Below are 22,137 nucleotides of genomic sequence, written 5' to 3' on the forward strand. Positions count from 1 at the left end.
ACATTGGCGTCATGACGGGCGACTGTCCTCTGATGAATATTAATGGTACTCGTAAGCCCCGCGATCAACGATGTTCGCGACAGGTCGGCTGATCCCATCATAGTCTGTACCTGTACCCATGTTGTTGTCGCCTGAGTTAACGGCTGGGGAATTAGATTTTAGATGAAAATCGCGTGCGGCAAGATTTACGAACAAGGGATCCGCTACGATATTGTTCCATCCTGTGACCTTTACTGCTCCATTAAAGAAAATATTGTGATCGAATTTCACGGTAGGCATGGTGCCTCCGGTAAAATCGTCAGCACTGTTAACCGTCTCATTGTTGGAGTAAAAAATATTGTTCGCGACATAAACGTTGGACGAGCCCCCTGCACCAATCTCACCCCAGTTCAAATAAGGGCTCTTGGAGTTTGCATAGGTCGTATTATAACTAACCGTAACCTCTTTGCTCTTGAAGATGTTGATGCCCGCACCGCCGTTCTCATACACAAGATTATTGTTAATGAGAGTCTTGCCAACGTAATTATTCTCCACATTGGTGTCGATAGCAATGCCGTTGCCGTCGGAGTACTTGTTCTCGTCTACCCACTTATAGTTGGTGATATTGTCATATACCTTATTGTTGTAAATAAAGGTTTTGTATGATGTATTCGAGTCGATGCTGCGAGGAGCTCGAACGCTTATGCCGCTTGGTCCCCACCCGCTGAACCAGCAATTAGAATAGACCGTATTGTAGGAAATGTCGAAGTAATCGCCTTCGGCCACTGCAATCCCCGCGCCTGGGGCGTGGTGTACCGTGTTATAGCGTATATTGATGTGATGAGGAATGTTGTTTCCATCACGTTCAACACTAATCCCGTTCGTGTTGAATTTGGCTTGGTACGCAAGTGTGCCTTGATCTTCGTACTGTTTGGCTTCTGTGTTGGACAGGTAGAGGTTCCAACCGAAAATCTCAAAGCCTTCAATGTTGATATAGGAGGCGCCTTTGACCATAATATGGTTCCATGCTCCTTGGCCTACGCGGATGACGGGTTTGTGTCCCGGGTAAGCTTTGTACGTAATGTAAGCGTTGGGTGCTCCTGAACGCGTGATGTCAAGCGGGGGTTTTCCCGCGCCGTCCCAATAGGTGCCATTCATAACATAGACGGTATCTCCGGGGTTCGTTTTGTTTGCGGCCGTTTGTATATACTGCAACGGCTTGTCTGGACTGGTACCGCTGTTTGCATCACTGCCAGTAGGACTCACATAGTAGCTTACGGGAGGGGCGGCTTGGGCGGATACGGGAATTAGCCCGATTGCCAGTAAGCCTGACAAGAGAAGACGCAGTGCTAGTGGGTAGTGTATCAGCTTTCGAACGTTCATTAACATTAGCCTCCTTTAATATGAATAAGCTTCTTAACATTAATTCCTCCTTTCGATATTACTGTAAGCGTTTTCAATAATCTTGTAAATAAAAGATTCTCTGAATTCGTACAAAAAACTATAAACTTGAACGAGTGCTATAAAGTGGCGTAGTCATATTTTATGGGCTGAGTGAATCCAGCCCATAACTATGGAACGGAACTCGAATGGTCTAACGCCCGCCAAGCTGCTGCTCAGCCATCTGAACGAGCTTCCGCGTAATATACCCGCCCAGGGAACCGGCGTCGCGCGTCGTGAAGTTGCCGTAGTAGCCGTCTTGCGGAATCTGAATGCCGAGCTCTTGCGCGGCTTCGTACTTGAGCTGCTCCAGAGCCGCTCTAGCCTCGGGTACAAGCAGTTGATTAGAGTTGTTGTTCGCCATCTGTCCTACACCTCCTAGTTCTGTGAAGCTAGTATGTGGATCTTGTCTCCACGTTATACATGATTTACCTTCTGAAGGAGGAAGCCGTCCATGCTACAATGAGTTCACTAATTGTATATACGGAGGATATAGCATAGATGATAGCATATGATTCGGGTCCGATGCTGCCGATCTCTTGTGATGAGCTGAAGGAGCATACGGGGTTCCTCTATGAGCCCCATCTCAGGGGCAAGCGGCTGTTCGTCTCCTTGTTCAGAGGCCAGGTGCGCATCACGACTAGCTTGGGCAACGAGGTGACAAGCCTCCTTCCTGAATTGCATCATGTTCCCGTTCCATACGGCTGTGACGTCATCCTTGACGGCGAAGCCGTGCTGCTGAACCAGGCTGCGGGACTGCCTGACTATGAAGGATTAATGGAGCGGTTCCGGCTCCATAAGCCAGCCAAGATTCGGGAAGCGATGAAGCATCAGCGAATCGTCTATTATGCCTTCGACCTGCTGTACGCTAACGGGCAGGACTTGAGAGAGGAGCCGCTGGCGTCTCGGAAGGAGCAATTGATGCAGCTGCTGACTGCGAACGGGACTTATGAGCGGATGCCTTGGGCAGAGTCGAGAGGCCCCGAGTTGTTCGAGGCAGCGAAGCAGCACGGTCTCGACGGAATTATAGCTAAGCGGAAGGATAGCTCGTATGCCAGCGGACTCTCGGATAGCTGGGTCCGATTCAGGCACCGTCAGGAGACGATCGTTGAGCTGGCCGGATGGCGCAAGCGCTCCTTCGCATGGAAGGCAGAGCTCGGCGGCGAGCATGCTGGCCTGCTGGAACCGCCATTCACGAGTGGGTCTCACCAGTATCAGAAGCAGCAGCATGAGGAGCATTTGCAGCTTGCAGCCGGGATGATTCGCAGTGAAGATCGACATTATGTATATTTGCAGCCAGGTCTGCGAGCTCGTATCCGATATGATCGACAGCTGTCTTCAGGACTGCTCATTAAGCCTAAGTTCATGGAATATGTGACTTAGGTTTTTTGTTTTTTTATGAAAAAAAAGTGTGATTAAGTTCGTAAATGTATGTTATGATAAAACAAACAATAACGAACTACATAGGAGGCTATTATTAAGATGGATATTCGCCACGCAACGAACCCAACAGACTTCAAGACGTACACGACGGAGAGATTGAGACAGGACTTCCTCATCGAGAGCCTGTTCGTACCAGGTGAGCTGTCCATGACGTACACGCATTACGACCGGATGGTGGTAGGTGGAGCGGTGCCTGTGAAGGAGCCGATTACCTTGGAAGCGGCTGAGCTGAAGACCGAGTACTTCCTGGAGCGTCGGGAGATTGCGTTCCTGAACGTAGGGGGCGGCGAGGCTGTCATCACGGTGGATGGCGAGACTTATGAGCTGAATAAGCTGGATGTTCTCTATGTAGGCAAGGGCAAGCAGGATGTGAAGCTGGGCAGCAAGGATGCTTCGAACCCGGCTAGGCTGTACTTCTGTTCCGCACTTGCTCATGCAGAGCTGCCTACTCGCAAGGTGTCCATTGAGGAAGCGAATCCGAATGAGCTTGGCTCGCTTGAGACGTCGAATGCACGTACGCTGTACAAGTACATTCATGCGGACGGCATTCAGAGCTGCCAGCTGATGCTGGGCGTCACTTGCCTGAAGACAGGCAGCGTCTGGAACACGATGCCGGCCCACGTGCATGACCGCCGTATGGAGGCCTATCTCTACTTCGACATGCAGCCGGACACACGCATTATTCATCTGATGGGGGAGCCTTCCGAGACTCGTCATCTGGTGGTATCCAATGAGCAGGCGATTATCTCTCCGCCATGGTCCGTTCATTCCGGCGCAGGGACGAGCAACTATTCCTTCGTATGGTCTATGGCTGGCGAGAACTACACGTTCACAGACATGGATGCTGTGAAGATGGGCGAGCTGAAGTAGGATGCTTGCCATTGATCGGCATCGCAGAGTCATCGAGCAGCTCGAGGAGAAGGGCAGCATTAAGGTGTCCGAGCTTAGCGAGCAATTCGGCGTGACGGAGAAGACGATTCGCGAGGATCTGGAGCGGCTGGAGGAGAAGGGGCTGCTGAAGCGCATCCACGGCGGAGCTATACTTGTACAAGAAGGGGAGAATAGTCTGCTGCCGCTGCAGCTGCCCAACAGCAAGTATCCCGATGCGAAGAGTGCTATCGCTGATTATGCAGCCTCGTGTATCGAGGAGAATGACATTATTGCTCTGGATGCGGGCAGCACGACGCTTGAGATTGCGAAGCGGCTGAAGAACATGCCGCTGACGGTGCTCACGAACGATCTGCTCATTATCCGTGAGCTGACGTCGAAGGAGCAGATTCGATTAGTCGTCCCCGGCGGCTATCGGCAGCATAATTTGCTTGTTGGCACTGAGGCGCATGATTGGATTCGCAAGCTGAATGTGCATAAGCTTTTTCTGTCGACGACGGGCATTCATTTGGAGTATGGACTGACGATTTTCAACGAGGACTCCCTAGAACTGAAGAAGGTCTATATGGCTTGTGCCAAGAAGATCTATTGCGTCGCGGACCACAGCAAGTTCGACCGGGGGGCGCTACTCACCTTCGCCGAGCTGGGAGAAGTGGATACGTTCATTACGGATGCAGCCCTGCCCGCTGATACGGTGAAGCGTTATGAGGAGCAGGGAGCCAAGATGGTCATCGCGGGTGCAGCAGAGAGGATGAGATAGGATGAGTATATTTGAACTAACAGGCAAGACGGCAGTCGTAACGGGAGCAGGCCGCGGTCTAGGCGCCGCAATTGCTATAGGATTAGCCAAGGCAGGGGCGGATGTGGCGCTTGTCACCAACCAGACACCAGCAGATGAGGCAGCGGAAGGAATTCGCGCCCTGGGGCGCAAGGCGATTACGATACAGGCGAATGTATCCGACCGAAGCGAGCTGCCGGCTATTATCGATCAGACGCTTACCGAGCTCGGCGGACTGGACATTCTCGTGAACAATGCAGGCATCATTCGCCGCACCCCAGCGGCGGAGCATGCTTATGAGGATTGGCAGGCGGTGCTGGACGTGAACTTGAACGCGGTATTCGTACTGTGTCAGCTTGCTGGCAAGCATATGATTGAGCAGGGTTCTGGCAAAATCATCAACATCGCCTCCATGCTCTCCTTCCAAGGAGGCATTAACGTTCCGGGCTATACCGCTAGCAAGCATGCGGTGGCCGGCTTGACGAAGGCGCTCGGCAATGAGTGGGCGCCGAAGGGCGTTCAGGTGAATGCGATTGCGCCAGGCTATATGAGCACGGACAACACAGAAGCGCTTCGCGGTGATCCTGTGCGCAGCAAGCAGATACTTGACCGAATTCCAGCTGGCCGCTGGGGGACTTCGGAGGATCTTGTAGGTCCTTCCATATTCTTGGCATCCGCGGCTTCCGACTATATGAACGGACATATCCTATGCGTGGACGGCGGCTGGATGAATCGATAAGTCAGGAAGCTGGAAGTAGAGTAAGGCCCCGGAAGGTGAGGATATCCTCGTCTTCCGGGGCCTTTAATGCGCTTGGCACATGTTGGTCGCTAGTCAATTCCTGAGCGAGTGGGATCACCCAATCATAATCTTCCCTTCAGGATGTCGGTACAGCTCCTTACGCGTCGTTGGGGCGAGAGTGTACGCTAGGGTGAGTGGTCCTAGCCGTCCGATGAACATCATCGTAATAATCAAGACCTTACCGGCGTCTGTTAGATTAGGCGTCAGTCCCATGGACATGCCGGTCGTCCCGAAGGCAGAAGTAACCTCGAACAGCAAGGGCAGCAGAGTGCGGTCCTCGAAGGTGCTCATAATCATCGTCGCCGATACGATGACGAACACGGCTATTACGGTAATGGTTATCGCCTTGTAGATGCGATCCTGCGCGAGGCGGTGGCGTAGAATGACAATATCATTCTTCCCTCTGGCCATGGCAACGACAGCCCATACGAGGATGACGAAGGTCGTCAGCTTAATGCCGCCGCCAGTCGAACCTGGAGCTGCGCCGATGAACATGAGGATGATGATGAAGAACTGAGTTGATTGCCGGAGCTGCGCCACATCCAGCGTTGATATCCCGCCCGAGCGAGGGGAGATAGAATGTAAGGAAGCGCTGTACAGCTTGCCTTCCAGACCTAATGGTCCGAGTGTATTCGGATTAGTGAATTCCATCAGCAGAATAACGATTGTCCCGATTGTGAACAGCCCTGCAGAAGCGAGCAAGACGACCTTCGAGTGCAAGGTCAGCCGCTTATTAAGCCGGAAGCTCCACACATCCGCCAGGACGACGAATCCAATACCTCCAAGGAAGATAAGGACAATGGCTGTCAGGTTCACGATGGGATCATTCACATGTGAAGCAAGGGAGCTGAATGGTCCGGCAACACCGCCCATAATGTCGAAGCCTGCATTCGTGAACATCGATACACTGTGGAAAATCCCAAAATAAATCGCTTGTCCAAGCGGCATGTCCAGCGCCCACCGTATACTGAGAATGAGCGCACCTGCAAGCTCAATGATCAGTGCATAGATTAATGTTCTGCGTATCAGCTTCACAATGCCTTCAAGCGAGGCTTGATTCGTTGATTCTAACAGAATCAACCGCTCCTTGAACGAGATTCGCTTGCGGAAGACTAGAGCTATCAGAGTCGCCATCGTCATGAAGCCTAAGCCGCCAATCTGAATGAGAGCAAGGATGACAAGCTGGCCGAACAGAGTGAAGGTTGTGCCCGGATCCACAACAGCTAGTCCCGTTACACACACTGATGAAGTAGACATGAAGAGCGCATCCAGGAAGGACAGACCTGCTCCCGATTCGGTTGCATGAGGCATCATAAGAAGGAAGGTGCCAGTTAATATAATAATGACGAAGCCGAGAGACAGAGTCTGCGGCGGCGACAGGCGTTGCCATAATGACTTGCGCTGCTTCATACTGCATAGCTCCTTGCTGAATGAGTTCATTAGCCGTACAGTTCATATTAACAATTATGCAGGCGCATTGCCAATCTATGGATGGTGTTGAAGGTAGTGCTGTCGTTGTTCTACACTAGGAGAAGACATGAGCACATGAGAGGACAAGAGGACATGAGAGGACAAGTATTAGTCATATTGCAGGGGGTGTAAGTAGGTGACCTACGATCAGATTATGGAGCAGCTGCAAGCGATGGGTTCGGAGCAGACGAAGAAGACCTACATGAATCACGGAGCTCGGGAGCCGTTCTTCGGGGTGCGTATTGGGGATATGAAGAAATTAGTGAAGCATGTTCGCAAGGATAGGCTCCTAGCTCAGCAGCTATTCGACTCCGGGAACCATGATGCGATGTACTTAGCAGGGTTATCCATTGATCCAAAGGGGATGACGAAGGATCAGCTGAGGAAGTGGGCGAGCTCCGCATATTGGTACATGCAAGCAGAATATACAGTTGCAGGAGTAGCGGCGGAGAGTCCGTATGCTGTGGAATTAGCGAAGGAATGGATGCAATCGTCAGATGAGATGACAGCTACATGCGGCTGGAGCACCTATGCGGGATACATCTCCATTACACCAGATGAAGAGCTGGACCTAGCTGAGATCCGGCAGCTGCTGGAGCAGGTGAGGAACACAATCCACACGGAGTTGAACCGGGTTCGCTACACGATGAATGGCTTCGTCATTACGGTTGGGGGAAGCGTCGCAGAGCTGCATGAGCTGGCGGTTAGCGTAGCGGAGGATATTGGCAAGGTCCATGTGGATGTAGGCAGCACCGCATGCAAGGTGCCTCTCGCCAGCCAATACATCGCGAAGATTGAACAAGCTGGCAAGCTTGGCGTGAAGAAGAAGACTTGCATCTGTTAGGGGAAGGGGAGGAGAGAGTAAGCACGGCTTACATGGGCATACCCCTCTCCTCTGCTTCGGCCAAGAGCCAGCTAACCGCACGGCTTCCCGTCTATGTAATAGCTGTCTTCCCGGTAGACGCGGAAGGCGACTTCGGCCTCTTCCACTTCAATCTGGCGAAGGTGGCTGGCAATCGCTGCTGCGAATCTATCGCGGATGGCTTGACCTCGATCGAACCAGCCAACCTCCACGAAGGGATAGGACTCCTCTTCATTACCCCCATAGACGGAATTAGTGTGCAGGCAATCGATCGTGAAGTTGTCTGTTCCGCAGCTGCAGATGTCCGCGAGTTCTTCTACTAACGAGCTGCTGATCGTTCTTAGCTTCAGCAGCGATATTCCTCTAACGAGTAAGTTAGGCATGGGTAATTTCCCCTCTCTACGAAGATAGTTCTATTATGAAGGACTGCGGCCCCTGATGGTAATATTAATTTTCTACACCTAAGTGATCCATCTCCTTCCACCCTTCGTGTTATTAGCTGTAGGTGTTCACACAGGCCTAGCAGCCTAATAACGATGAGGAGTGATTAGAAGATTATGAGACAACTTAAAAAATTAATCGTACCTGTACTTAGCTTATCACTGGTCCTGCCAACGATGGCGAGTGCTGCGCCAGCACCGGTAAAGCCAGCCGCTCCAACGGTCAATACGCCGGCTGCCGATCTGAGGGCTGGACTCGATTATCTGCTCTCCGAACATTTCGTGCTGGCGGTTAACGCCATGACGAAGGCATACGACGGAGCGAAGGATGCCGATCTCGCATTCAAGGCATTAGATCAGAACGCGCTGGATATGACGCCGGCTATTGCTTCTATCTACGGCAAGGCGGGTGCTGCTGAGTTCGAGAGGATATTCAGAGAGCATAATAATTACACAGATGACTTGGTCATGGCAACGAAGATGAAGGATCAGGCGAAGCTGGATGAGGTAGCGGATGAGGTTGAGGAGTTCGTCGTGGAATTCGCCGACTTCCTGGATACCGCCACAGAAGGCAAGCTTCCGCAGGAAGCAGCTGAGGATGCGCTTCGACTCCATGAACAGCAAGTGCAAGAGACGTTCGAGCAATATATTGCAGGTGACTATAAGGGTGCATACGAGACTTACCGTGAAGGATTCTCACTGATGTTCGTCATTAGTAAGGCGCTGAGCTCTGCGATTGTGGAGCAGATGCCAGAGAAGTTCGGCCATAGCAAGGCGGACACTAAGGCTGCTGATCTTAGATCCACTCTGAACAGCTTGGCTGCCGAGCATGTGGCATTGACCGTGCCTCAGATGCAGAAGCAGTTCGAAGGAGCGAAGGATTACCAAGCTCTGATTGATGCGGAGAAGGCACATACAGCTGACTTCAAGGAAGCCATCAAGTCCATCTATGGGCAGGCTGGAGCGGATCAGTTCGAGAAGATCTGGGTAGAGAATCACATCATGGCTCAGAGTGACATTGCGATTGCAGCTATGAAGGGTGACATGGCAGCCCGTGCTGAAGTGAACAAGCGTGTGGAGAGCTTCGTTAAGGAGTTCGGCTCCTTCCTAGGTGCGGCAACCGAGCAGAATCTTCCTGCTGCCGCTGCGCAAGATGCAATACGTACACACGAGAACCAAGTGGCTGCAGCGTTCGATCATTATGCAGCAGGCGACTATGAGAAGTCTTATATGAGCTTCCGCGAAGCCTATAAGTTCGTGTTCGGTATAGGCCAAGCGCTGGGCGGGGCGATCGTGACCCAATTCAGCGAAGAGTTCCAAGAGGAAGCGTCTCCACATGACATGACGAAGATCTGGTTGAAAATCGGCAGCAAAGACCTCAGCGTGGACGGTAAGGTGACGAAGATGGATACGGCTCCGTTCATCTGGAGCGGTACCGCGTTCGTACCACTTCGTTACCTCAGCGAAGGAATAGGTGCCGAAGTGAAGTGGGATGAGAAAACGAGGACGATCTGGGTCATGGCTGGCGAAGACACGCTGACATTCTGGCTAGGCAAGGACTACATGGAAGTGAACGGAGAGAAGCGTGATATTGGTACCAAGCTGTTCGCTCGTGATGGCCGCACCGCTATCCCGCTCCGCTTCATCGCCGAGCTGCTTGGCTGGGACGTGAAGTGGAACGACGCAGAATGGTCGATTACACTGACGAAGTCGATGATGGAATAAAGTCACATTGATAGGAGGAGGATTCCTCCTGTATGGCATAGAGCCGGATGTTTCCGGCTCTATTTGTGTTTAGGAGCCGTTAGTAGTCATGGAATTAAAGGGAAATAGACTAAAGTAAACGCCGTATGTACGGTCCTACCCGTATTGAGGGTGAAGTAGATCTTCTGTTCCATCTAACAATGATGATTGTGTTACAATCGGAATAACAGAACGACAGACGAAGACGGGGATGATTTTTACGATGGCGGAGAAGGAAGAATTAACTAGGTTCGGCGTGTCCATACCGGTGCCGCTCATTGAGCAGTTCGATCGCAGCATTGCTGAGCAAGGCTATACGAACCGTTCAGAGGCGATTCGGGATCTCGTGCGCAAATCATTGATTGACGATGCGAAGCTCCAAGGGGACAAGCAGGTGGCTGGCACGGTTGTACTTGTCTATGACCACCATGCGAGCGAGCTGTCTTCCTCGCTGATGGAGCTTCAGCATCAATACCATCACGATATTATATCGACGATGCATGTTCATCTCAATCATGACCAATGCCTGGAGATTCTTGTAGTCAGAGGTCAGTTGGCGAGGCTGCGAACGCTGCATCAGCAGATTCAAGTGCTGAAGGGGGTACTATATGCTGAGCTCTCGGTCACCTATGTGGTTGAGGAGGCAACAGGGAACCAGCACAGTCACCCGCCTGTTAATGGCAAATAATCTAGTTGGACAGTGCGCTCCGCCGCATGACATGGCCGATCAGCGGATCCATCCAGCGGCGATTAATTGCTCCAGGCGTGCCCGGGCATCGCTCACTCGGATGGGCAGCGTCGCCTCATCCTTCCACAGCCCGGTGAACACTTCAGCGACAGTTGGCAGCTCCAGATTCGCTGCTTCCATGAGCCCGCTGTGCTGCGTGAACAGCTGTTGCGGCGTCATCGCCGCCAGGCACTGGCCATCTGCCATGACCACCACGTGTTCAGCCCACTCGGCGACGAATTGCATATCATGCGTAGCGACGATGACCGTCTGGCCTCGCTCCCCTAGCAGCTCCATAATCTCCCGCATGCGCCGCTTGCCGGCAGGATCAAGGAAGGCCATCGGCTCGTCGAAGATGACGACATCCGTATGCATGGCGAGTACGCCGGCGACAGCAGCCTGCTTCTTCTGACCGAAGCTCAGCTCGGCCGGGTTCAGGTCAGCCAGATCAGCAATGCCAAGCAAGTCAATACTAGCCTGCACCCTAGCCTGCACCTCTTCATTCTGCAGACCCTGCTGCTGAGGACCGAACGCGATATCCTCCGCTACGGTCAGCGCAATTAATTGATCGTCGGGGTCCTGGAACACGACACCAACCCGGCCAGGCATCTGCCTTCTCCTCTCCTTCGTCAATTCCTCTCCCAGGTACGACACCTTCCCGCTCCCACACCCATACAGCCCATTCATATGAAAAATCAGCGTAGACTTCCCGGCCCCGTTCGGACCGATAATCGCGGTTCGTGCGCCTACGGGAATCTGAAAGGACAGCCCATTCAAGGCAGGGAGCCTGTCCTTGCGATACTGATAGCAGACCTCATCAAATTCAAACAAAGACGTCATACATCAAACCTACTCTCTATATGATCTGAAGCAGCAGCAATACATACACGGGGACAACAAGCAGCAGCATAAGCAGCCAATCCCTCCAAGCAGCAGGGGCAAGCTCCCCGGTTACCATCTGCCCGCGGTAGCCCCGCGCCAGCATGCCTGAGTAGACCCGATCTGATCTATGCAGGGAACGAGCAAGTAGACTGCCCAGCAAGCTGGACAGCATTCGATAATAGGAGATAGAGTAGAAGCTGCGAACGTGCATCCCTCTGCTCCGCAGCGCGCGCAGCAGTCGGAATGCTTCATCACGAATGACCTCCATATAACGGAGAGTGAATAAGATAAGCTCGGACAGCAGGGCTGGCAGCTTAAGTCTGATGAGCGACTGGACGAATACAGATAAGGGCAGTCCGTGCAGCATGAGGGTAATCATCATTAGGGAGAACAATAATCGGCAGCTATAACGCAAGCCTTGCTCGACCCCGCTGACGGACAACGTCAGTGGACCCGCTTCCATATAATAAGGCGCACCGCCATACAAGCTGAAAAAAATAACAGAAAACAAAAAGAACGGAGCAAGGAGACGAACTCTCCTCCAAAAGCTAGAAAAAGGCACTCGGAATGCTGCCAGCCAAAGTGCACCCCAAGCAAGCAAATAAAGAAGCGTTCCCACTCCCTCGATGGAAACGCCTGCTGCAATGGCAAGTATAGCCCCTGCTATCCGAAGGGGAGGATGAGTAATAATCGTACTGGTCATTCCTTATTCCTTCTTATTCCGTCTTGCCATCCACTTGCCTAAGCCAAGGAATAACAAGAAGGTAGCCAGTACGCCAAGGATGCCAGCTAGGCTTCCAGAGAGCGCGGAGCTTAGTCCCGGAATGGTATAATCGGGAAGCGGGGAATGGAGATAGGCTGCTGCAGACTCGATGTACCCTACCTCTTCGCCTGCCTTCTCGTAGCCGTCCGGGTGAGAAGATGCGTACAGCGAGAGCACGCCGGCGATTAACAAGGCAGCTGCGAGCCAAGGCCAGATTTTACGACTCATAGGTTAAGGTCTCCTTATGCGGAATGTGAGAGAATGAACGAAGGGCGAACGGCAGGACGACAGCTGTGATGAGACCCTCTCCAACTCCGATGAAGGAATGCCAGAACAACAGGGCGGAAGCAGCATGAGCGAAGGAGGCTGCGCCGGATAAGGCGAGCTGAGCCGCAGCTGCAACCGACACAACAACGACAGAGGTCCACCCGGCTGCGAATGCGCTCACCGACCGGTTAAGCTTCACTCGCTGCAGCAAGTGATGAGTCATGGCTGCAATAGCTGGGGATAGAATAGCCATATTCAACAGATTCACGCCAAGCGCAGTTATGCCTCCATCCTGGAACAGGAGAGCCTGAATCATGACGACGGTCGTCATGATCAGCGTAGCCGGCCAGAATCCGAATAGAATAGCGGCGAGCGCGCCTCCCATGAGATGTCCCGAGGCTGCAGCTCCTAGTATAGGGAAGTTAATCATCTGCGCGGCAAAAATAAAAGCAGCCATAACGCCCATCACCGGTACAGCACGATGCTCAAGCTGTGCGGTCGTATGCTTGACGCTTCGAGCCAGCACAGCAGCGCTTAGCGCAGCGGCAGGGAGCCATACCTTGGCATCGAGAATGCCATCAGGAATATGCATGTTGTTCTCGTCCTCTTTTCTACATATAAGATATGTAAGCTTAATTCACATCTTATCATTGTGCTACGAATGTGTAAATAAGTAGCACGAACTAACAGGACTAAAAGAGGGGAGGATTCAGATGACGAATCTATTACAGCTTGAACAAGTGATGAAGCGGAAGAAGGACAGTGATGAGCAGCTGTTCGCTGGGGTGACAGCAGTCCTTCAGCAGAAGGAGAGAGTAGCGCTCCTAGGCGCATCGGGGCAAGGGAAGAGTACGCTTCTTCGCCTCATAGCACGGCTCATTCCGCTGGACAGCGGAACCATCTCGCTTCATGGCAAGCCCATGAATGAATGGAGGCCGAATGACTGGCGCCGCAAGGTGGCTTATGTGGCTCAGCAGCCTGTTATGCTGCAAGGTACGGTGGAGGCTAATCTAAGAATGGCCAGTGTGCTGCATGGCATCCCCTACAATGAAGAACGGGCACAATCGCTTATCGCTGCAGCAGGCTTAGGCAAGCTTGACCTCAGCAAGCCAGCCAGCGAGCTGTCGGGAGGAGAGAAGCAGCGGGTGGCGCTTATCCGCACCTTAATGCTGGAGCCTGAGGTGCTGCTGCTCGATGAGGTGACCTCTTCACTGGATCCCGGCTCCAAGACAGCCGTGGAGAGCTGCTTGAACGATTGGCTCAAGGAGCATCAAGCTTCCGCGATCTGGATTACGCATGATCTTGAGCAGGCACGCACGGTGAGCGAACAGGTCTGGTTCCTTGGCGAAGGGGCGCTGCTGGAGCAGACAGCTTCGAGCGATTTTTTCCAAGGGCCGAGGTCCGAAGCAGGAAGAGCATTCCTACACAATCTGCACAGGGAAGGGGGAGGGGCAGCATCTCCAATCTCGCCTTAGCGTGTACTCTTATATTCGTAGCCGTCACTGCCGTGCTGTCGCTTAAGCAGAAGCTTGGGCTGGAGAAGGAGATTGCCATTGGAACCGTCCGCTCCGCCGTGCAGCTGCTATTCATCGGCTACGTCTTGCATGCCGTATTCTCAGCGCAGAAGCCGATCATTATTGTACTAATCGTGGCATGCATGATTGCTGTAGCTGCTTGGAATGCAGGCGGTAAGGCTAGACAGCTGAGGGGCATTCGAGTTCGGATCGCTGCTGCGCTGTTATGCACCGAAGCGATTACGATGGCTCTGCTTCTGGGACTTCGAATGATTGAGCCGGAAGCCCAGCATATTATCCCGATCAGCGGAATCATTATTGGCAGCTCGATGATTGTATGCGGACTGTATCTGAATCAGATGAGGCGGGAGATGGATACCGCACGCGGGGAGATTGAGGCGCTGCTAGCTCTGGGAGCTACTGCGAAGCAGGCGATGAAGAGATCGATTAGAAGAGGCGTTCGAGGAAGTATGATCCCGACCTTGGATGCGATGAAGACTGTCGGACTCGTCCAGCTTCCAGGGATGATGACGGGGATGATCGTAGCAGGTGCAGACCCGATCGAAGCGGTCAGGTACCAGATGCTCATCATGTTCCTGCTCGCTTCGTCAGCTGCCCTTACAGCGATGCTGCTTAGCTCCATCAGCTATAAGCTGTGGTTCAATGAGGAGCTTCAGCTCATCGAGCTGCCCGATAAGGATTGATGTTATTTCCTTCCTTTTGTCATACAACGACACATGTTATTCTGTACTTAGATTGTAGTAACGCCCGGAGGAGCCCAAGCCATTGATACGTACATTAGCGATAACGACTGACTTGATACTTAAGCAGGACCTGCCTCTGGAGCAGCTGACTGGACCGGATATCGATTGGTACTGGGTAGACTTCAATGCTCCTACTGAGGAGGAGGCTAAGCTGCTCAGCAGCCACTTCCACTTCCATCCGCTTGCGATTGAGGACTGTCTCCATGTGCTGCAGCGTCCCAAGGTCGATCATTATGAAGATATGCACTTCTTCGTGCTGCATGCAATCTCAGAGTCGACGCTGAAGGCCGCAGAGGTTGATATGTTCGTTGGTCCGAGCTATGTCGTCACATTCCACTATAATGAGCTGCAGGAGATGGATGAAGCATGGTCGCGCATCTGTGACAATGAGATTCTTCGCATTAACGGGCCCATCTACTGTGCTTACTTGGTCATGGACAAGCTGGTGGACCAATACTTCCCGAGCGTGCATTACCTGGAGGACCAGCTGAGCGAGATTGACAGCAATGAAGCGAATCTGCCGATCGAGGAGCTCATGAACCAAGTGTTCGAGATTAGGTCGAAGCTGCTCAAGCTGCGCCGAACGATTGTGCCGATGAGAGATCTGCTCTACCGAGTCGTCAACTCTCAGAGAATCGAAGGCTTGAAGGAGCATCATCTCTACTACACCGATATCTATGACCACCTGCTGAAGCTATCCGAGATGATTGAGCAGAACCGGGACATGACATCAGACATGCGCGACAGCTACCTGTCCATTAACTCCAATCGAATGAATCGCATTATGAAAACCTTAACCGTCATCACAACCATCTTCATGCCGCTAACCTTCATAGCCGGAATATACGGCATGAACTTCGTCTACATGCCTGAACTGACTTGGAAGGGGGGTTACTTCATCGTCATTGGAATTATGGCCATGATTGGTCTCATCATGTTCCTACTGTTCCGCAAGAAGGGCTGGTTCAAGTAGAACTAGAAGAATGAGGCATAGAATAGGGAAGACTCGAATAACCCCTTCTCATCATAGTCCGTTGTCCACGGAGGTTGATGTGCAGGGGTTACGATATGAGATAAAGCTTGGTCATAGAGCTGCCATTGCAGCTCGTGCCTGCATTCACAGTTCAGAGAATGCTCAGGCACACAGCCATACACACCTATCCCCTTCATTAAGCATCCACACCACATCATCCAGTCTCCTGGTCTGTCTTGATGAAGAACAGGAAGCTCACTCCAGCAGGTTCCTTCAGTGGTGGTCACCTTCAGAACAGCTCGGAAGCCTTGGTTGTTTAAGCAATGAGAAGGAACGACATAGCATTCAATGTGCGTAATGCGCAGTGGTTCATAACGAGAGTCAGGGACAGGCAGGGGTTCTGGTGAGGGCATAGCTAATCTGAACGTCATAACATCATCTCTCCTTTAGGGGTTCATCGCTTACGAGGTTAGCTGTCGGATTCGGGCCAGAGAGTCGCCCTACTGGAGACTAGCTCCAGATTCACCCCATGAACGATTACATCTCTATCGTTCGAGTTGGTTCCCCCGCTTCATTTGGTAAGAATTCAGCGATTTCAATTTCGTATGGACTTCGCCGTATATCATACTGCTGACCGCTAGGTTTGTCTAACCTCCCAATAACGGCCTTACCCGCTGTGAAGCCATATTTTTGGAATGATGCCTTTGGCAAGAAGCTAACGCAGCTAATTCTCAAAATAACTCGTTTATGCTCCGATTTTCTATGAATTCGAGAAGTCTGATTTCTCACTATTTTTTTGAACCTGCCTATTTTTATATTACTTATGAAATCGAGAGAAAAACCTATGAATTAGTAAGCATTCTAGAGTTTAAGAGTAGTGTAAGCGCTAGTTATGGACGGATTCAGCTGAAAATATGGCTAATATCCCCTCTATTCCTCCTAGACAGGTGAATCGCTTCAGGAGTAAGATTCGATTCATGGTTGACTCGGCTGGAACGATGTGAGAGTCGAACTAGTCTAGGCTGGAGTGTTCGTTCCGATTGGACACCATGGAGTCCGGTTGGAAGCAGGGTGTCTCTCACCACCCGAATTCGCAGGCTAACCTATTTTACGAATTTGCTAACAAAGTCTTTATCGCTTAATCCTGCAGGTTCAGTGCAGGAGCGGGGGAACCAACGAGCAGCAATCTTGTCATGAGATGCTGTTCATGGGGTGAATCGCTTGGCTTGCCGCCAAGCGTAGGGCGACTCTCACGCCCGAATCCGTCAGCTAACCTCGTAAGCGTACTCGGGAGAGGCAACATACATCGCGATTCTTCGCCGCAGCAGCTTTGCTGTGCCTTGAAGAAGCCGCGGGAGATGTTCCTCTATTCTCCTGCGGCTTCTTTTGTGTTGCCTTCTAACCATAGGAGGAATATCCGTTGGAGAGAGAATCCATCGTTGTAGCCGGATTCAATGAAGCCTGCAAGTATATCTTCGAGAGCAGCCTCGCCTTGAGCTGCAGATATATTCAATGCTGCAGGTCATGGACGTCGAAGCCCATTTATGTCATTACAGAGAGCTTTAATCCTAGAGCCATCTATCGGGGGCTTGGAGCAGATCATATTATTTTCACACGAACGGGCGAGGTTGGATTCTTGCTGAATGAATCTGAATCGGAATAACCCATAGAATAGGGAGGTCATTCTTATGATGGATGTGTACATGATAGGAACCTTGATCGTTAGCTTCATCCTAGTAGCAGGATTCCTGCATTGGTGCGGCAAGGTGGTAGAGGATGGAGGGGACACGCGATGATCTTCGTACTTGTAGTGACGGGATTGCTGTTCATCTACCTCGTCTACGCCTTAATTCATCCAGAGAAGTTCTAGAGCATAGGAACACTTGCGAAGCGGCCTTCAAGGCTTGTCATTACGATTAGGAGGAATATAGAATGGATGTCCTGCAGATTGCGATTGTTATCGCGATAATTATACTGCTGGTGAAGCCGGTGGGAACCTACGTGTATCACGTGTTCTCCAATGAGCAGAGCAAGCAAGATCGAGTATTCGGAGGAACGGAGAGAGTCATCTATCGCCTGCTTGGACTGAAGAGCAGAGCGGGGATGGGATGGAAGAAGTACGCGCTCAGCTTCGTCATAACCAACATTGTGCTGACCGCTGTCAGTTACTTGATTCTAAGGCTGCAGAACGCATTGCCTTACAACCCGAATGATATCGGTAATATGGAATCAACGTTGACCTTCAATACAGTCATCTCCTTCATGACGAACACGAACCTGCAGCATTACAGCGGTGAATCTGCGCTGACTTACTTCTCGCAGATGGCGGTCATCATGATGATGATGTTCACCTCCGCAGCAACCGGGTTCTCGGTAGCTATAGCCTTCGTAAGGGGAATTACGAGCAAGGGCAAGACAATCGGCAACTTCTTCGAGGACTTCGTGAAGGCACATACACGAATCTTCCTGCCGATCTCCTTCATCCTTACACTTGTCCTCGTGGCGCTGCAAGTTCCACAGACGCTAGATCCGACGCTTACGGTCAAGACGCTTGAGGGAGCGGTGCAGCAGATCGCAATAGGTCCCGTCGCCTCGCTTGAATCCATTAAGCATCTAGGGACGAATGGCGGCGGCTTCTTCGGAGTGAACTCCGCGCATCCATTCGAGAACCCAAGTCCGCTGACGAACGTGCTGGAGATTCTAGCGATGTGGACGCTGCCGGCAGCTCTCCCCTATACGTTCGGCTTGTTCGCTAAGAATAAGAAGCAGGGCTGGGTTATTTTCTCCGCGATGATGATCTTGTTCCTGGTGTTCCTGACTACGGTCTACACGGCTGAGAAGGCGGGCAGCCCGGTCATGAACGCTCTTGGCGTGGACGCTTCCCAGGGCAGTATGGAAGGCAAGGAAGTCCGATTCGGCATTGCACAGTCATCATTGTTCACAGCGGTCACGACCGCAGCGACGACGGGAACGGTTAACAATATGCATGATACCTTGACCCCTCTAGGCGGGATGGTTCCGATGGCGGAGATGATGCTGAACGTCGTGTTCGGCGGCAAGGGTGTCGGATTAATCAATATGCTCATGTATGCCATCCTCGGCGTGTTCATCTGCGGATTGATGGTGGGGCGAACCCCTGAATTCTTAGGACGCAAGATTGAGCCCCGAGAGATGAAGCTGATCGCCATCGCGATACTGGCTCATCCGTTCATTATCCTGGCGCCGACCGCGCTTGCCTTAATGACGGATGTGGGCACGGCGGCCATTACGAATCCAGGCTATCATGGCATCTCGCAGGTACTGTACGAGTATACGTCCTCCGCAGCCAATAATGGATCCGGCTTCGAGGGACTTGGAGACAATACGCCGTTCTGGAATATTACGACGGGACTAGTAATGCTCTTCGGCCGTTATATCTCCATGATTGCCATGCTCGGTGTAGCGGGCTCGCTCGCTTCGAAGCAATGGGTGCCTGAGACGATCGGTACGTTCCGCACGGACAATAAGCTGTTCACTGGTCTCCTGATCGGTACAGTACTCTTAATTGGCGCATTAACATTCTTGCCGGCGATTGTGCTTGGCCCAATTGCTGAACATTTGACACTCCGATAACGGACGGATGAGGTGAAGGATCAATGAGTTCTCCTAGACATAAGAAAAGCATGCTCTCCTCTGATCTGGTGGGCAGTGCGTTAAAAGATAGCTTCATAAAATTAAATCCAATCACGATGATGAAAAACCCGGTTATGTTCGTCGTTGAAGTAGGCACGGTAATCGTGCTGTTCATGACGATCTTCCCTGGATACTTCGATTCGGAGGACCGAATCGGCTTCAACCTGACGGTCTTCCTCATCCTGCTCTTCACCGTCCTCTTCGCTAACTTCGCTGAAGCATTGGCCGAGGGGCGCGGGAAGGCGCAGGCGGATTCCCTGAAGCAATCGAAGAAGGACATGAGCGCGAATAAAGTAACAAGCGCAGGAATTAAGGTCGTCTCCTCCACTGAGCTGCGCAAGGGTGACGTCGTTGTTGTGGCTGCTGGTGAGATGATTCCTGGGGACGGCGAAGTCATCGAAGGACTCGCTTCCGTAGACGAATCCGCTATTACCGGAGAATCCGCACCGGTCATTAAGGAAGCTGGAGGAGACTTCAGCTCAGTAACCGGTGGGACGAAGGTTGTCAGCGACCTCATCAAGGTGAAGATTACGAGTGAGCCGGGCGAGTCGTTCATTGATCGGATGATCTCGCTGGTCGAAGGGGCTAAGCGTCAGAAGACACCGAATGAGCTGGCCTTGAATACGCTGCTCACTTCCTTAACGCTAATCTTCGTTATCGTCGTCGTGACGCTCGGGCCGATTGCCGGCTTCGTGAACGTAGAGCTCGAGATTCCAGTGCTCATCGCTCTGCTCGTCTGTCTAATTCCTACAACGATTGGCGGATTGCTGTCCGCGATTGGAATTGCCGGGATGGACCGTGTCACCCAGTTCAACGTGCTGGCGATGTCCGGTAAGGCTGTTGAAGCCGCTGGTGATATTAACACGATGATATTGGATAAGACAGGTACGATTACATTCGGTAACCGGATGGCCAGCTATATGATTCCTGTCGGAGCAAGCGGACGCGAGACATTAGCCGCTTGGGCTGCGGTCAGCTCTCAGAAGGATGAGACGCCGGAAGGCCGCTCCGTGCTGGAATGGCTGAAGAAGAACAGTCTGAGCTATGATACGGCCCTCGGCGAGGGAGGGGAATTCATTCCCTTCCAAGCAGAGACTAGAATGAGCGGTATTGATCTAGCCGATGGTCGCAAGGTGCGCAAGGGCGCCGTCGATGCGGTACGCAAGTGGGTACAGGAGCAGGGCGGCAGCGTTCCGGGGGATCTGGAGCAGAAGTCGAACACGATTGCGACAGAGGGAGGTACTCCTCTAGCTGTTGCTGTAGATAAGGAGATCTTCGGGCTTATCTACCTGAAGGACACCGTTAAGCCAGGTATGCCGGAGCGATTCGAGCAGCTTCGCCGGATGGGTATCAAGACCATCATGTGTACTGGCGATAATCCGCTGACGGCAGCGACAATCGCCAAGGAAGCAGGAGTCGATGAATTCGTAGCGGAGAGCAAGCCGGAAGACAAGATTGCTCTTATACGCAGAGAGCAAGCGGAAGGCAAGCTGGTCGCTATGACCGGTGACGGCACGAATGATGCGCCGGCACTCGCACAAGCGGACGTAGGGCTCGCGATGAACAGCGGGACGATTGCAGCGAAGGAAGCGGCCAATATGGTCGATCTGGATTCGGATCCGTCGAAGATTATCGAGGTGGTCGCGATCGGGAAGCAGCTGCTCATGACGCGTGGAGCACTGACGACCTTCTCCATCGCCAATGACATTGCGAAGTACTTCGCGATTATCCCGGCCATGTTCATGATTGCCATTCCTGAGATGGATGCCTTGAACATTATGAATCTGGGATCGCCATTGTCGGCGGTGCTGTCGGCTCTGATCTTCAACGCCATCATTATCCCGCTGCTCATTCCGCTGGCGATGAAGGGCGTAGCCTACAAGCCGATGAGCGCGAATCGGCTCCTGAGCCGGAACTTGCTCCTATATGGCCTTGGGGGTGTCATCGCTCCATTCATCGGGATTAAGGTAATTGATCTCGCCGTCCACTTATGGATCTGATGCCATTCCATACGGATTCGATGATAGGAAGCGAATAGGAATCTAATGAACCGTAACTAACGAAGGGAAGAGATACGATGAATTCTACGTATGAGGATAAGGAGCCGTCAGGCTTATCAATATTATGGGTAGCAGTCCGGGCAAGTCTCGTCTTCATCATTGTGTGCGGCCTTATCTATCCCCTGGTCTCTACCGGAGCAGCTCAGCTGCTCTTCCCGAGCCAGGCGAACGGAAGCTTGCTGGAGAATGCAGCTGGTGAAGTGACAGGATCTGAGCTGATTGGGCAGCCGTTCACTTCACAGGAGTACTTCCAAGGGCGGGTATCCAGTATCGAGTACAACGGTGCGGGCTCGGGATCGAATAACTTCGCTCCCTCTAATCCGGCGCTGCTAGAGAGAACGAAGGCTTCTATTGACGAGTGGAAGAAGAACAATCCGGATGTTGTTATTGACAAGCTGCCGCTGGCACTCATTACGAACTCGGGATCAGGTCTAGATCCGCATATTACACCGGAATCGGCCGCCGTTCAGATTCCCCGTATCAGCAAGCTGACGGGAGTTGCGCAGGAGCAGCTTGAAGCGCTGGTTACTAAGCATACGGAAGGCCGGGATCTTGGTCTGTTCGGGGATAAGCGAGTGAACGTATTGAAGCTGAACCTTGCTCTTACCGAGCTGAGAGCGAAGTAAGACGGTTACCCTGCGTGTCTCGTGCACGCAGGGTATTATGCTGTTCA

The 22,137-nt window shown here is 52.2% G+C and carries 24 protein-coding genes and 2 riboswitches; of the genes, 15 read left to right on the forward strand and 9 right to left on the reverse strand.

Annotation, left to right across the window (positions count from 1 at the left end; translation table 11 throughout):
* Positions 1–39: 39 nt before the first annotated feature.
* Complete coding sequence (locus ACFO9Q_RS09105) at positions 40–1,362, reverse strand: choice-of-anchor Q domain-containing protein (RefSeq protein ID WP_379181001.1); 1,323 nt, start codon at positions 1,360–1,362, stop codon at positions 40–42.
* Positions 1,363–1,573: 211 nt separating this feature from the next.
* A complete protein-coding gene (locus ACFO9Q_RS09110) occupies positions 1,574–1,783 on the reverse strand; it encodes a small, acid-soluble spore protein, alpha/beta type (protein WP_379181003.1) in 210 nt (69 codons plus the stop codon).
* 137 nt (positions 1,784–1,920) lie between these two features.
* On the opposite strand from ACFO9Q_RS09110, the gene ACFO9Q_RS09115 reads away from it, so the two are divergent.
* The 4 genes from ACFO9Q_RS09115 (at position 1,921) to kduD (ending at position 5,267) form a co-directional block, all read left to right on the forward strand.
* Positions 1,921–2,802 carry a hypothetical protein gene (locus tag ACFO9Q_RS09115; protein WP_379181006.1) on the forward strand — a complete coding sequence of 294 codons (882 nt, stop codon included), beginning with the start codon at positions 1,921–1,923 and terminating at the stop codon, positions 2,800–2,802.
* Between the two features lie 99 nt (positions 2,803–2,901).
* A complete protein-coding gene (gene kduI, locus ACFO9Q_RS09120; protein ID WP_379181008.1) occupies positions 2,902–3,732 on the forward strand; it encodes a 5-dehydro-4-deoxy-D-glucuronate isomerase in 831 nt (276 codons plus the stop codon).
* A gap of 1 nt (position 3,733) precedes the next feature.
* Entirely contained in the window at positions 3,734–4,510 is a 777-nt protein-coding gene (locus tag ACFO9Q_RS09125) for a DeoR/GlpR family DNA-binding transcription regulator (RefSeq protein WP_379181011.1), read from the forward strand.
* 1 nt (position 4,511) lies between these two features.
* Positions 4,512–5,267: a 2-dehydro-3-deoxy-D-gluconate 5-dehydrogenase KduD gene (gene kduD, locus ACFO9Q_RS09130; RefSeq protein WP_379181013.1), complete on the forward strand. Its 756-nt coding sequence runs from the start codon at positions 4,512–4,514 to the stop codon at positions 5,265–5,267.
* A 114-nt stretch (positions 5,268–5,381) separates the two neighbouring features.
* Here the strand turns inward: kduD and ACFO9Q_RS09135 are convergent, their stop codons facing one another.
* A complete protein-coding gene (locus ACFO9Q_RS09135) occupies positions 5,382–6,737 on the reverse strand; it encodes a TrkH family potassium uptake protein (protein ID WP_379181015.1) in 1,356 nt (451 codons plus the stop codon).
* Positions 6,738–6,933: 196 nt separating this feature from the next.
* Here ACFO9Q_RS09135 and ACFO9Q_RS09140 point away from each other — a divergent pair, with 196 nt between their 5' ends.
* Positions 6,934–7,641: a DNA alkylation repair protein gene (locus tag ACFO9Q_RS09140; RefSeq protein WP_379181017.1), complete on the forward strand. Its 708-nt coding sequence runs from the start codon at positions 6,934–6,936 to the stop codon at positions 7,639–7,641.
* A gap of 71 nt (positions 7,642–7,712) precedes the next feature.
* Here the strand turns inward: ACFO9Q_RS09140 and ACFO9Q_RS09145 are convergent, their stop codons facing one another.
* On the reverse strand, positions 7,713–8,042 hold the full coding sequence (locus ACFO9Q_RS09145; protein WP_379181019.1) for a DUF1904 family protein: 330 nt from the start codon (positions 8,040–8,042) through the stop codon (positions 7,713–7,715).
* A 174-nt stretch (positions 8,043–8,216) separates the two neighbouring features.
* Here ACFO9Q_RS09145 and ACFO9Q_RS09150 point away from each other — a divergent pair, with 174 nt between their 5' ends.
* Positions 8,217–9,824 carry a copper amine oxidase N-terminal domain-containing protein gene (locus ACFO9Q_RS09150; RefSeq protein ID WP_379181021.1) on the forward strand — a complete coding sequence of 536 codons (1,608 nt, stop codon included), beginning with the start codon at positions 8,217–8,219 and terminating at the stop codon, positions 9,822–9,824.
* A 241-nt stretch (positions 9,825–10,065) separates the two neighbouring features.
* Positions 10,066–10,530 (forward strand): nickel-responsive transcriptional regulator NikR, encoded by a 465-nt coding sequence (gene nikR / locus ACFO9Q_RS09155; protein ID WP_379181023.1) that lies wholly within the window; start codon positions 10,066–10,068, stop codon positions 10,528–10,530.
* Positions 10,531–10,569: 39 nt separating this feature from the next.
* On the opposite strand, the gene ACFO9Q_RS09160 is transcribed toward nikR, so the two are convergent.
* Genes ACFO9Q_RS09160 through ACFO9Q_RS09175 form a run of 4 tightly spaced genes read right to left on the reverse strand, consistent with a single transcriptional unit; the run spans position 10,570 to position 13,073 of the window.
* On the reverse strand, positions 10,570–11,409 hold the full coding sequence (locus ACFO9Q_RS09160; protein WP_379181025.1) for an energy-coupling factor ABC transporter ATP-binding protein: 840 nt from the start codon (positions 11,407–11,409) through the stop codon (positions 10,570–10,572).
* A 16-nt stretch (positions 11,410–11,425) separates the two neighbouring features.
* Positions 11,426–12,154, reverse strand: coding sequence for an energy-coupling factor transporter transmembrane component T family protein (locus ACFO9Q_RS09165; RefSeq protein WP_379181027.1), 729 nt, complete (start codon positions 12,152–12,154; stop codon positions 11,426–11,428).
* A gap of 3 nt (positions 12,155–12,157) precedes the next feature.
* Positions 12,158–12,442, reverse strand: a complete 285-nt coding sequence (locus ACFO9Q_RS09170; protein WP_379181029.1) for a PDGLE domain-containing protein — start codon at positions 12,440–12,442, stop codon at positions 12,158–12,160.
* The gene (locus ACFO9Q_RS09175; protein WP_379181031.1) at positions 12,432–13,073 is read right to left on the reverse strand and encodes an energy-coupling factor ABC transporter permease; all 642 of its coding nucleotides are present in this window, start codon (positions 13,071–13,073) and stop codon (positions 12,432–12,434) included. The genes ACFO9Q_RS09170 and ACFO9Q_RS09175 overlap by 11 nt, the downstream gene beginning before the upstream one ends.
* Positions 13,074–13,194: 121 nt before the next feature.
* On the opposite strand from ACFO9Q_RS09175, the gene ACFO9Q_RS09180 reads away from it, so the two are divergent.
* From ACFO9Q_RS09180 to corA, 3 genes are all read left to right on the forward strand, one after another.
* Positions 13,195–13,956 (forward strand): ABC transporter ATP-binding protein, encoded by a 762-nt coding sequence (locus ACFO9Q_RS09180; RefSeq protein ID WP_379181033.1) that lies wholly within the window; start codon positions 13,195–13,197, stop codon positions 13,954–13,956.
* On the forward strand, positions 13,938–14,699 hold the full coding sequence (locus ACFO9Q_RS09185; RefSeq protein ID WP_379181293.1) for an ABC transporter permease: 762 nt from the start codon (positions 13,938–13,940) through the stop codon (positions 14,697–14,699). The genes ACFO9Q_RS09180 and ACFO9Q_RS09185 overlap by 19 nt, the downstream gene beginning before the upstream one ends.
* Positions 14,700–14,781: 82 nt before the next feature.
* The gene (corA, locus tag ACFO9Q_RS09190; protein WP_379181035.1) at positions 14,782–15,732 is read left to right on the forward strand and encodes a magnesium/cobalt transporter CorA; all 951 of its coding nucleotides are present in this window, start codon (positions 14,782–14,784) and stop codon (positions 15,730–15,732) included.
* A 2-nt stretch (positions 15,733–15,734) separates the two neighbouring features.
* On the opposite strand, the gene ACFO9Q_RS09195 is transcribed toward corA, so the two are convergent.
* Complete coding sequence (locus tag ACFO9Q_RS09195; protein WP_379181037.1) at positions 15,735–16,163, reverse strand: hypothetical protein; 429 nt, start codon at positions 16,161–16,163, stop codon at positions 15,735–15,737.
* Positions 16,164–16,175: 12 nt separating this feature from the next.
* Positions 16,176–16,334: riboswitch (cyclic di-AMP (ydaO/yuaA leader) on the reverse strand.
* A 523-nt stretch (positions 16,335–16,857) separates the two neighbouring features.
* Positions 16,858–17,031: riboswitch (cyclic di-AMP (ydaO/yuaA leader) on the forward strand.
* A gap of 121 nt (positions 17,032–17,152) precedes the next feature.
* Between ACFO9Q_RS09195 and ACFO9Q_RS09200 the strand changes: the two genes are divergently transcribed.
* The 5 genes from ACFO9Q_RS09200 to kdpC all read left to right on the forward strand — a co-directional run bounded on the left by ACFO9Q_RS09200 (position 17,153) and on the right by kdpC (position 22,090).
* On the forward strand, positions 17,153–17,395 hold the full coding sequence (locus ACFO9Q_RS09200; RefSeq protein ID WP_379181039.1) for a hypothetical protein: 243 nt from the start codon (positions 17,153–17,155) through the stop codon (positions 17,393–17,395).
* 129 nt (positions 17,396–17,524) lie between these two features.
* The gene (gene kdpF / locus ACFO9Q_RS09205) at positions 17,525–17,602 is read left to right on the forward strand and encodes a K(+)-transporting ATPase subunit F (protein WP_379181295.1); all 78 of its coding nucleotides are present in this window, start codon (positions 17,525–17,527) and stop codon (positions 17,600–17,602) included.
* Between the two features lie 62 nt (positions 17,603–17,664).
* Entirely contained in the window at positions 17,665–19,344 is a 1,680-nt protein-coding gene (gene kdpA / locus ACFO9Q_RS09210) for a potassium-transporting ATPase subunit KdpA (protein ID WP_379181041.1), read from the forward strand.
* A 23-nt stretch (positions 19,345–19,367) separates the two neighbouring features.
* Positions 19,368–21,404 carry a potassium-transporting ATPase subunit KdpB gene (gene kdpB, locus ACFO9Q_RS09215; RefSeq protein WP_379181043.1) on the forward strand — a complete coding sequence of 679 codons (2,037 nt, stop codon included), beginning with the start codon at positions 19,368–19,370 and terminating at the stop codon, positions 21,402–21,404.
* Between the two features lie 77 nt (positions 21,405–21,481).
* Entirely contained in the window at positions 21,482–22,090 is a 609-nt protein-coding gene (gene kdpC, locus ACFO9Q_RS09220) for a potassium-transporting ATPase subunit KdpC (protein WP_379181045.1), read from the forward strand.
* Positions 22,091–22,137: the final 47 nt, after the last annotated feature.

This window comes from Paenibacillus sp. GCM10023252 (genome assembly GCF_042653305.1).
Classification (GTDB): Bacteria; Bacillota; Bacilli; order Paenibacillales; family Paenibacillaceae; genus Pristimantibacillus.

Bases quoted from the DNA above. Each gene is read 5' to 3' on its own strand.
- ACFO9Q_RS09135 (WP_379181015.1), bottom strand. From the start codon at position 6,737: ATGAAGCAGCGCAAGTCATTATGGCAACGCCTGTCGCCGCCGCAGACT.
- ACFO9Q_RS09125 (WP_379181011.1), top strand. From the start codon at position 3,734: ATGCTTGCCATTGATCGGCATCGCAGAGTCATCGAGCAGCTCGAGGAG.
- kdpF (WP_379181295.1), top strand. From the start codon at position 17,525: ATGATCTTCGTACTTGTAGTGACGGGATTGCTGTTCATCTACCTCGTC.
- ACFO9Q_RS09180 (WP_379181033.1), top strand. From the start codon at position 13,195: ATGACGAATCTATTACAGCTTGAACAAGTGATGAAGCGGAAGAAGGAC.
- kduD (WP_379181013.1), top strand. From the start codon at position 4,512: ATGAGTATATTTGAACTAACAGGCAAGACGGCAGTCGTAACGGGAGCA.
- kdpC (WP_379181045.1), top strand. From the start codon at position 21,482: ATGAATTCTACGTATGAGGATAAGGAGCCGTCAGGCTTATCAATATTA.
- ACFO9Q_RS09175 (WP_379181031.1), bottom strand. From the start codon at position 13,073: ATGCATATTCCTGATGGCATTCTCGATGCCAAGGTATGGCTCCCTGCC.
- ACFO9Q_RS09145 (WP_379181019.1), bottom strand. From the start codon at position 8,042: ATGCCTAACTTACTCGTTAGAGGAATATCGCTGCTGAAGCTAAGAACG.
- kdpB (WP_379181043.1), top strand. From the start codon at position 19,368: ATGAGTTCTCCTAGACATAAGAAAAGCATGCTCTCCTCTGATCTGGTG.
- kdpA (WP_379181041.1), top strand. From the start codon at position 17,665: ATGGATGTCCTGCAGATTGCGATTGTTATCGCGATAATTATACTGCTG.
- ACFO9Q_RS09195 (WP_379181037.1), bottom strand. From the start codon at position 16,163: ATGACGTTCAGATTAGCTATGCCCTCACCAGAACCCCTGCCTGTCCCT.
- ACFO9Q_RS09165 (WP_379181027.1), bottom strand. From the start codon at position 12,154: ATGACCAGTACGATTATTACTCATCCTCCCCTTCGGATAGCAGGGGCT.
- ACFO9Q_RS09150 (WP_379181021.1), top strand. From the start codon at position 8,217: ATGAGACAACTTAAAAAATTAATCGTACCTGTACTTAGCTTATCACTG.
- ACFO9Q_RS09170 (WP_379181029.1), bottom strand. From the start codon at position 12,442: ATGAGTCGTAAAATCTGGCCTTGGCTCGCAGCTGCCTTGTTAATCGCC.
- nikR (WP_379181023.1), top strand. From the start codon at position 10,066: ATGGCGGAGAAGGAAGAATTAACTAGGTTCGGCGTGTCCATACCGGTG.
- ACFO9Q_RS09160 (WP_379181025.1), bottom strand. From the start codon at position 11,409: ATGACGTCTTTGTTTGAATTTGATGAGGTCTGCTATCAGTATCGCAAG.
- ACFO9Q_RS09110 (WP_379181003.1), bottom strand. From the start codon at position 1,783: ATGGCGAACAACAACTCTAATCAACTGCTTGTACCCGAGGCTAGAGCG.
- ACFO9Q_RS09105 (WP_379181001.1), bottom strand. From the start codon at position 1,362: ATGAACGTTCGAAAGCTGATACACTACCCACTAGCACTGCGTCTTCTC.
- kduI (WP_379181008.1), top strand. From the start codon at position 2,902: ATGGATATTCGCCACGCAACGAACCCAACAGACTTCAAGACGTACACG.
- ACFO9Q_RS09115 (WP_379181006.1), top strand. From the start codon at position 1,921: ATGATAGCATATGATTCGGGTCCGATGCTGCCGATCTCTTGTGATGAG.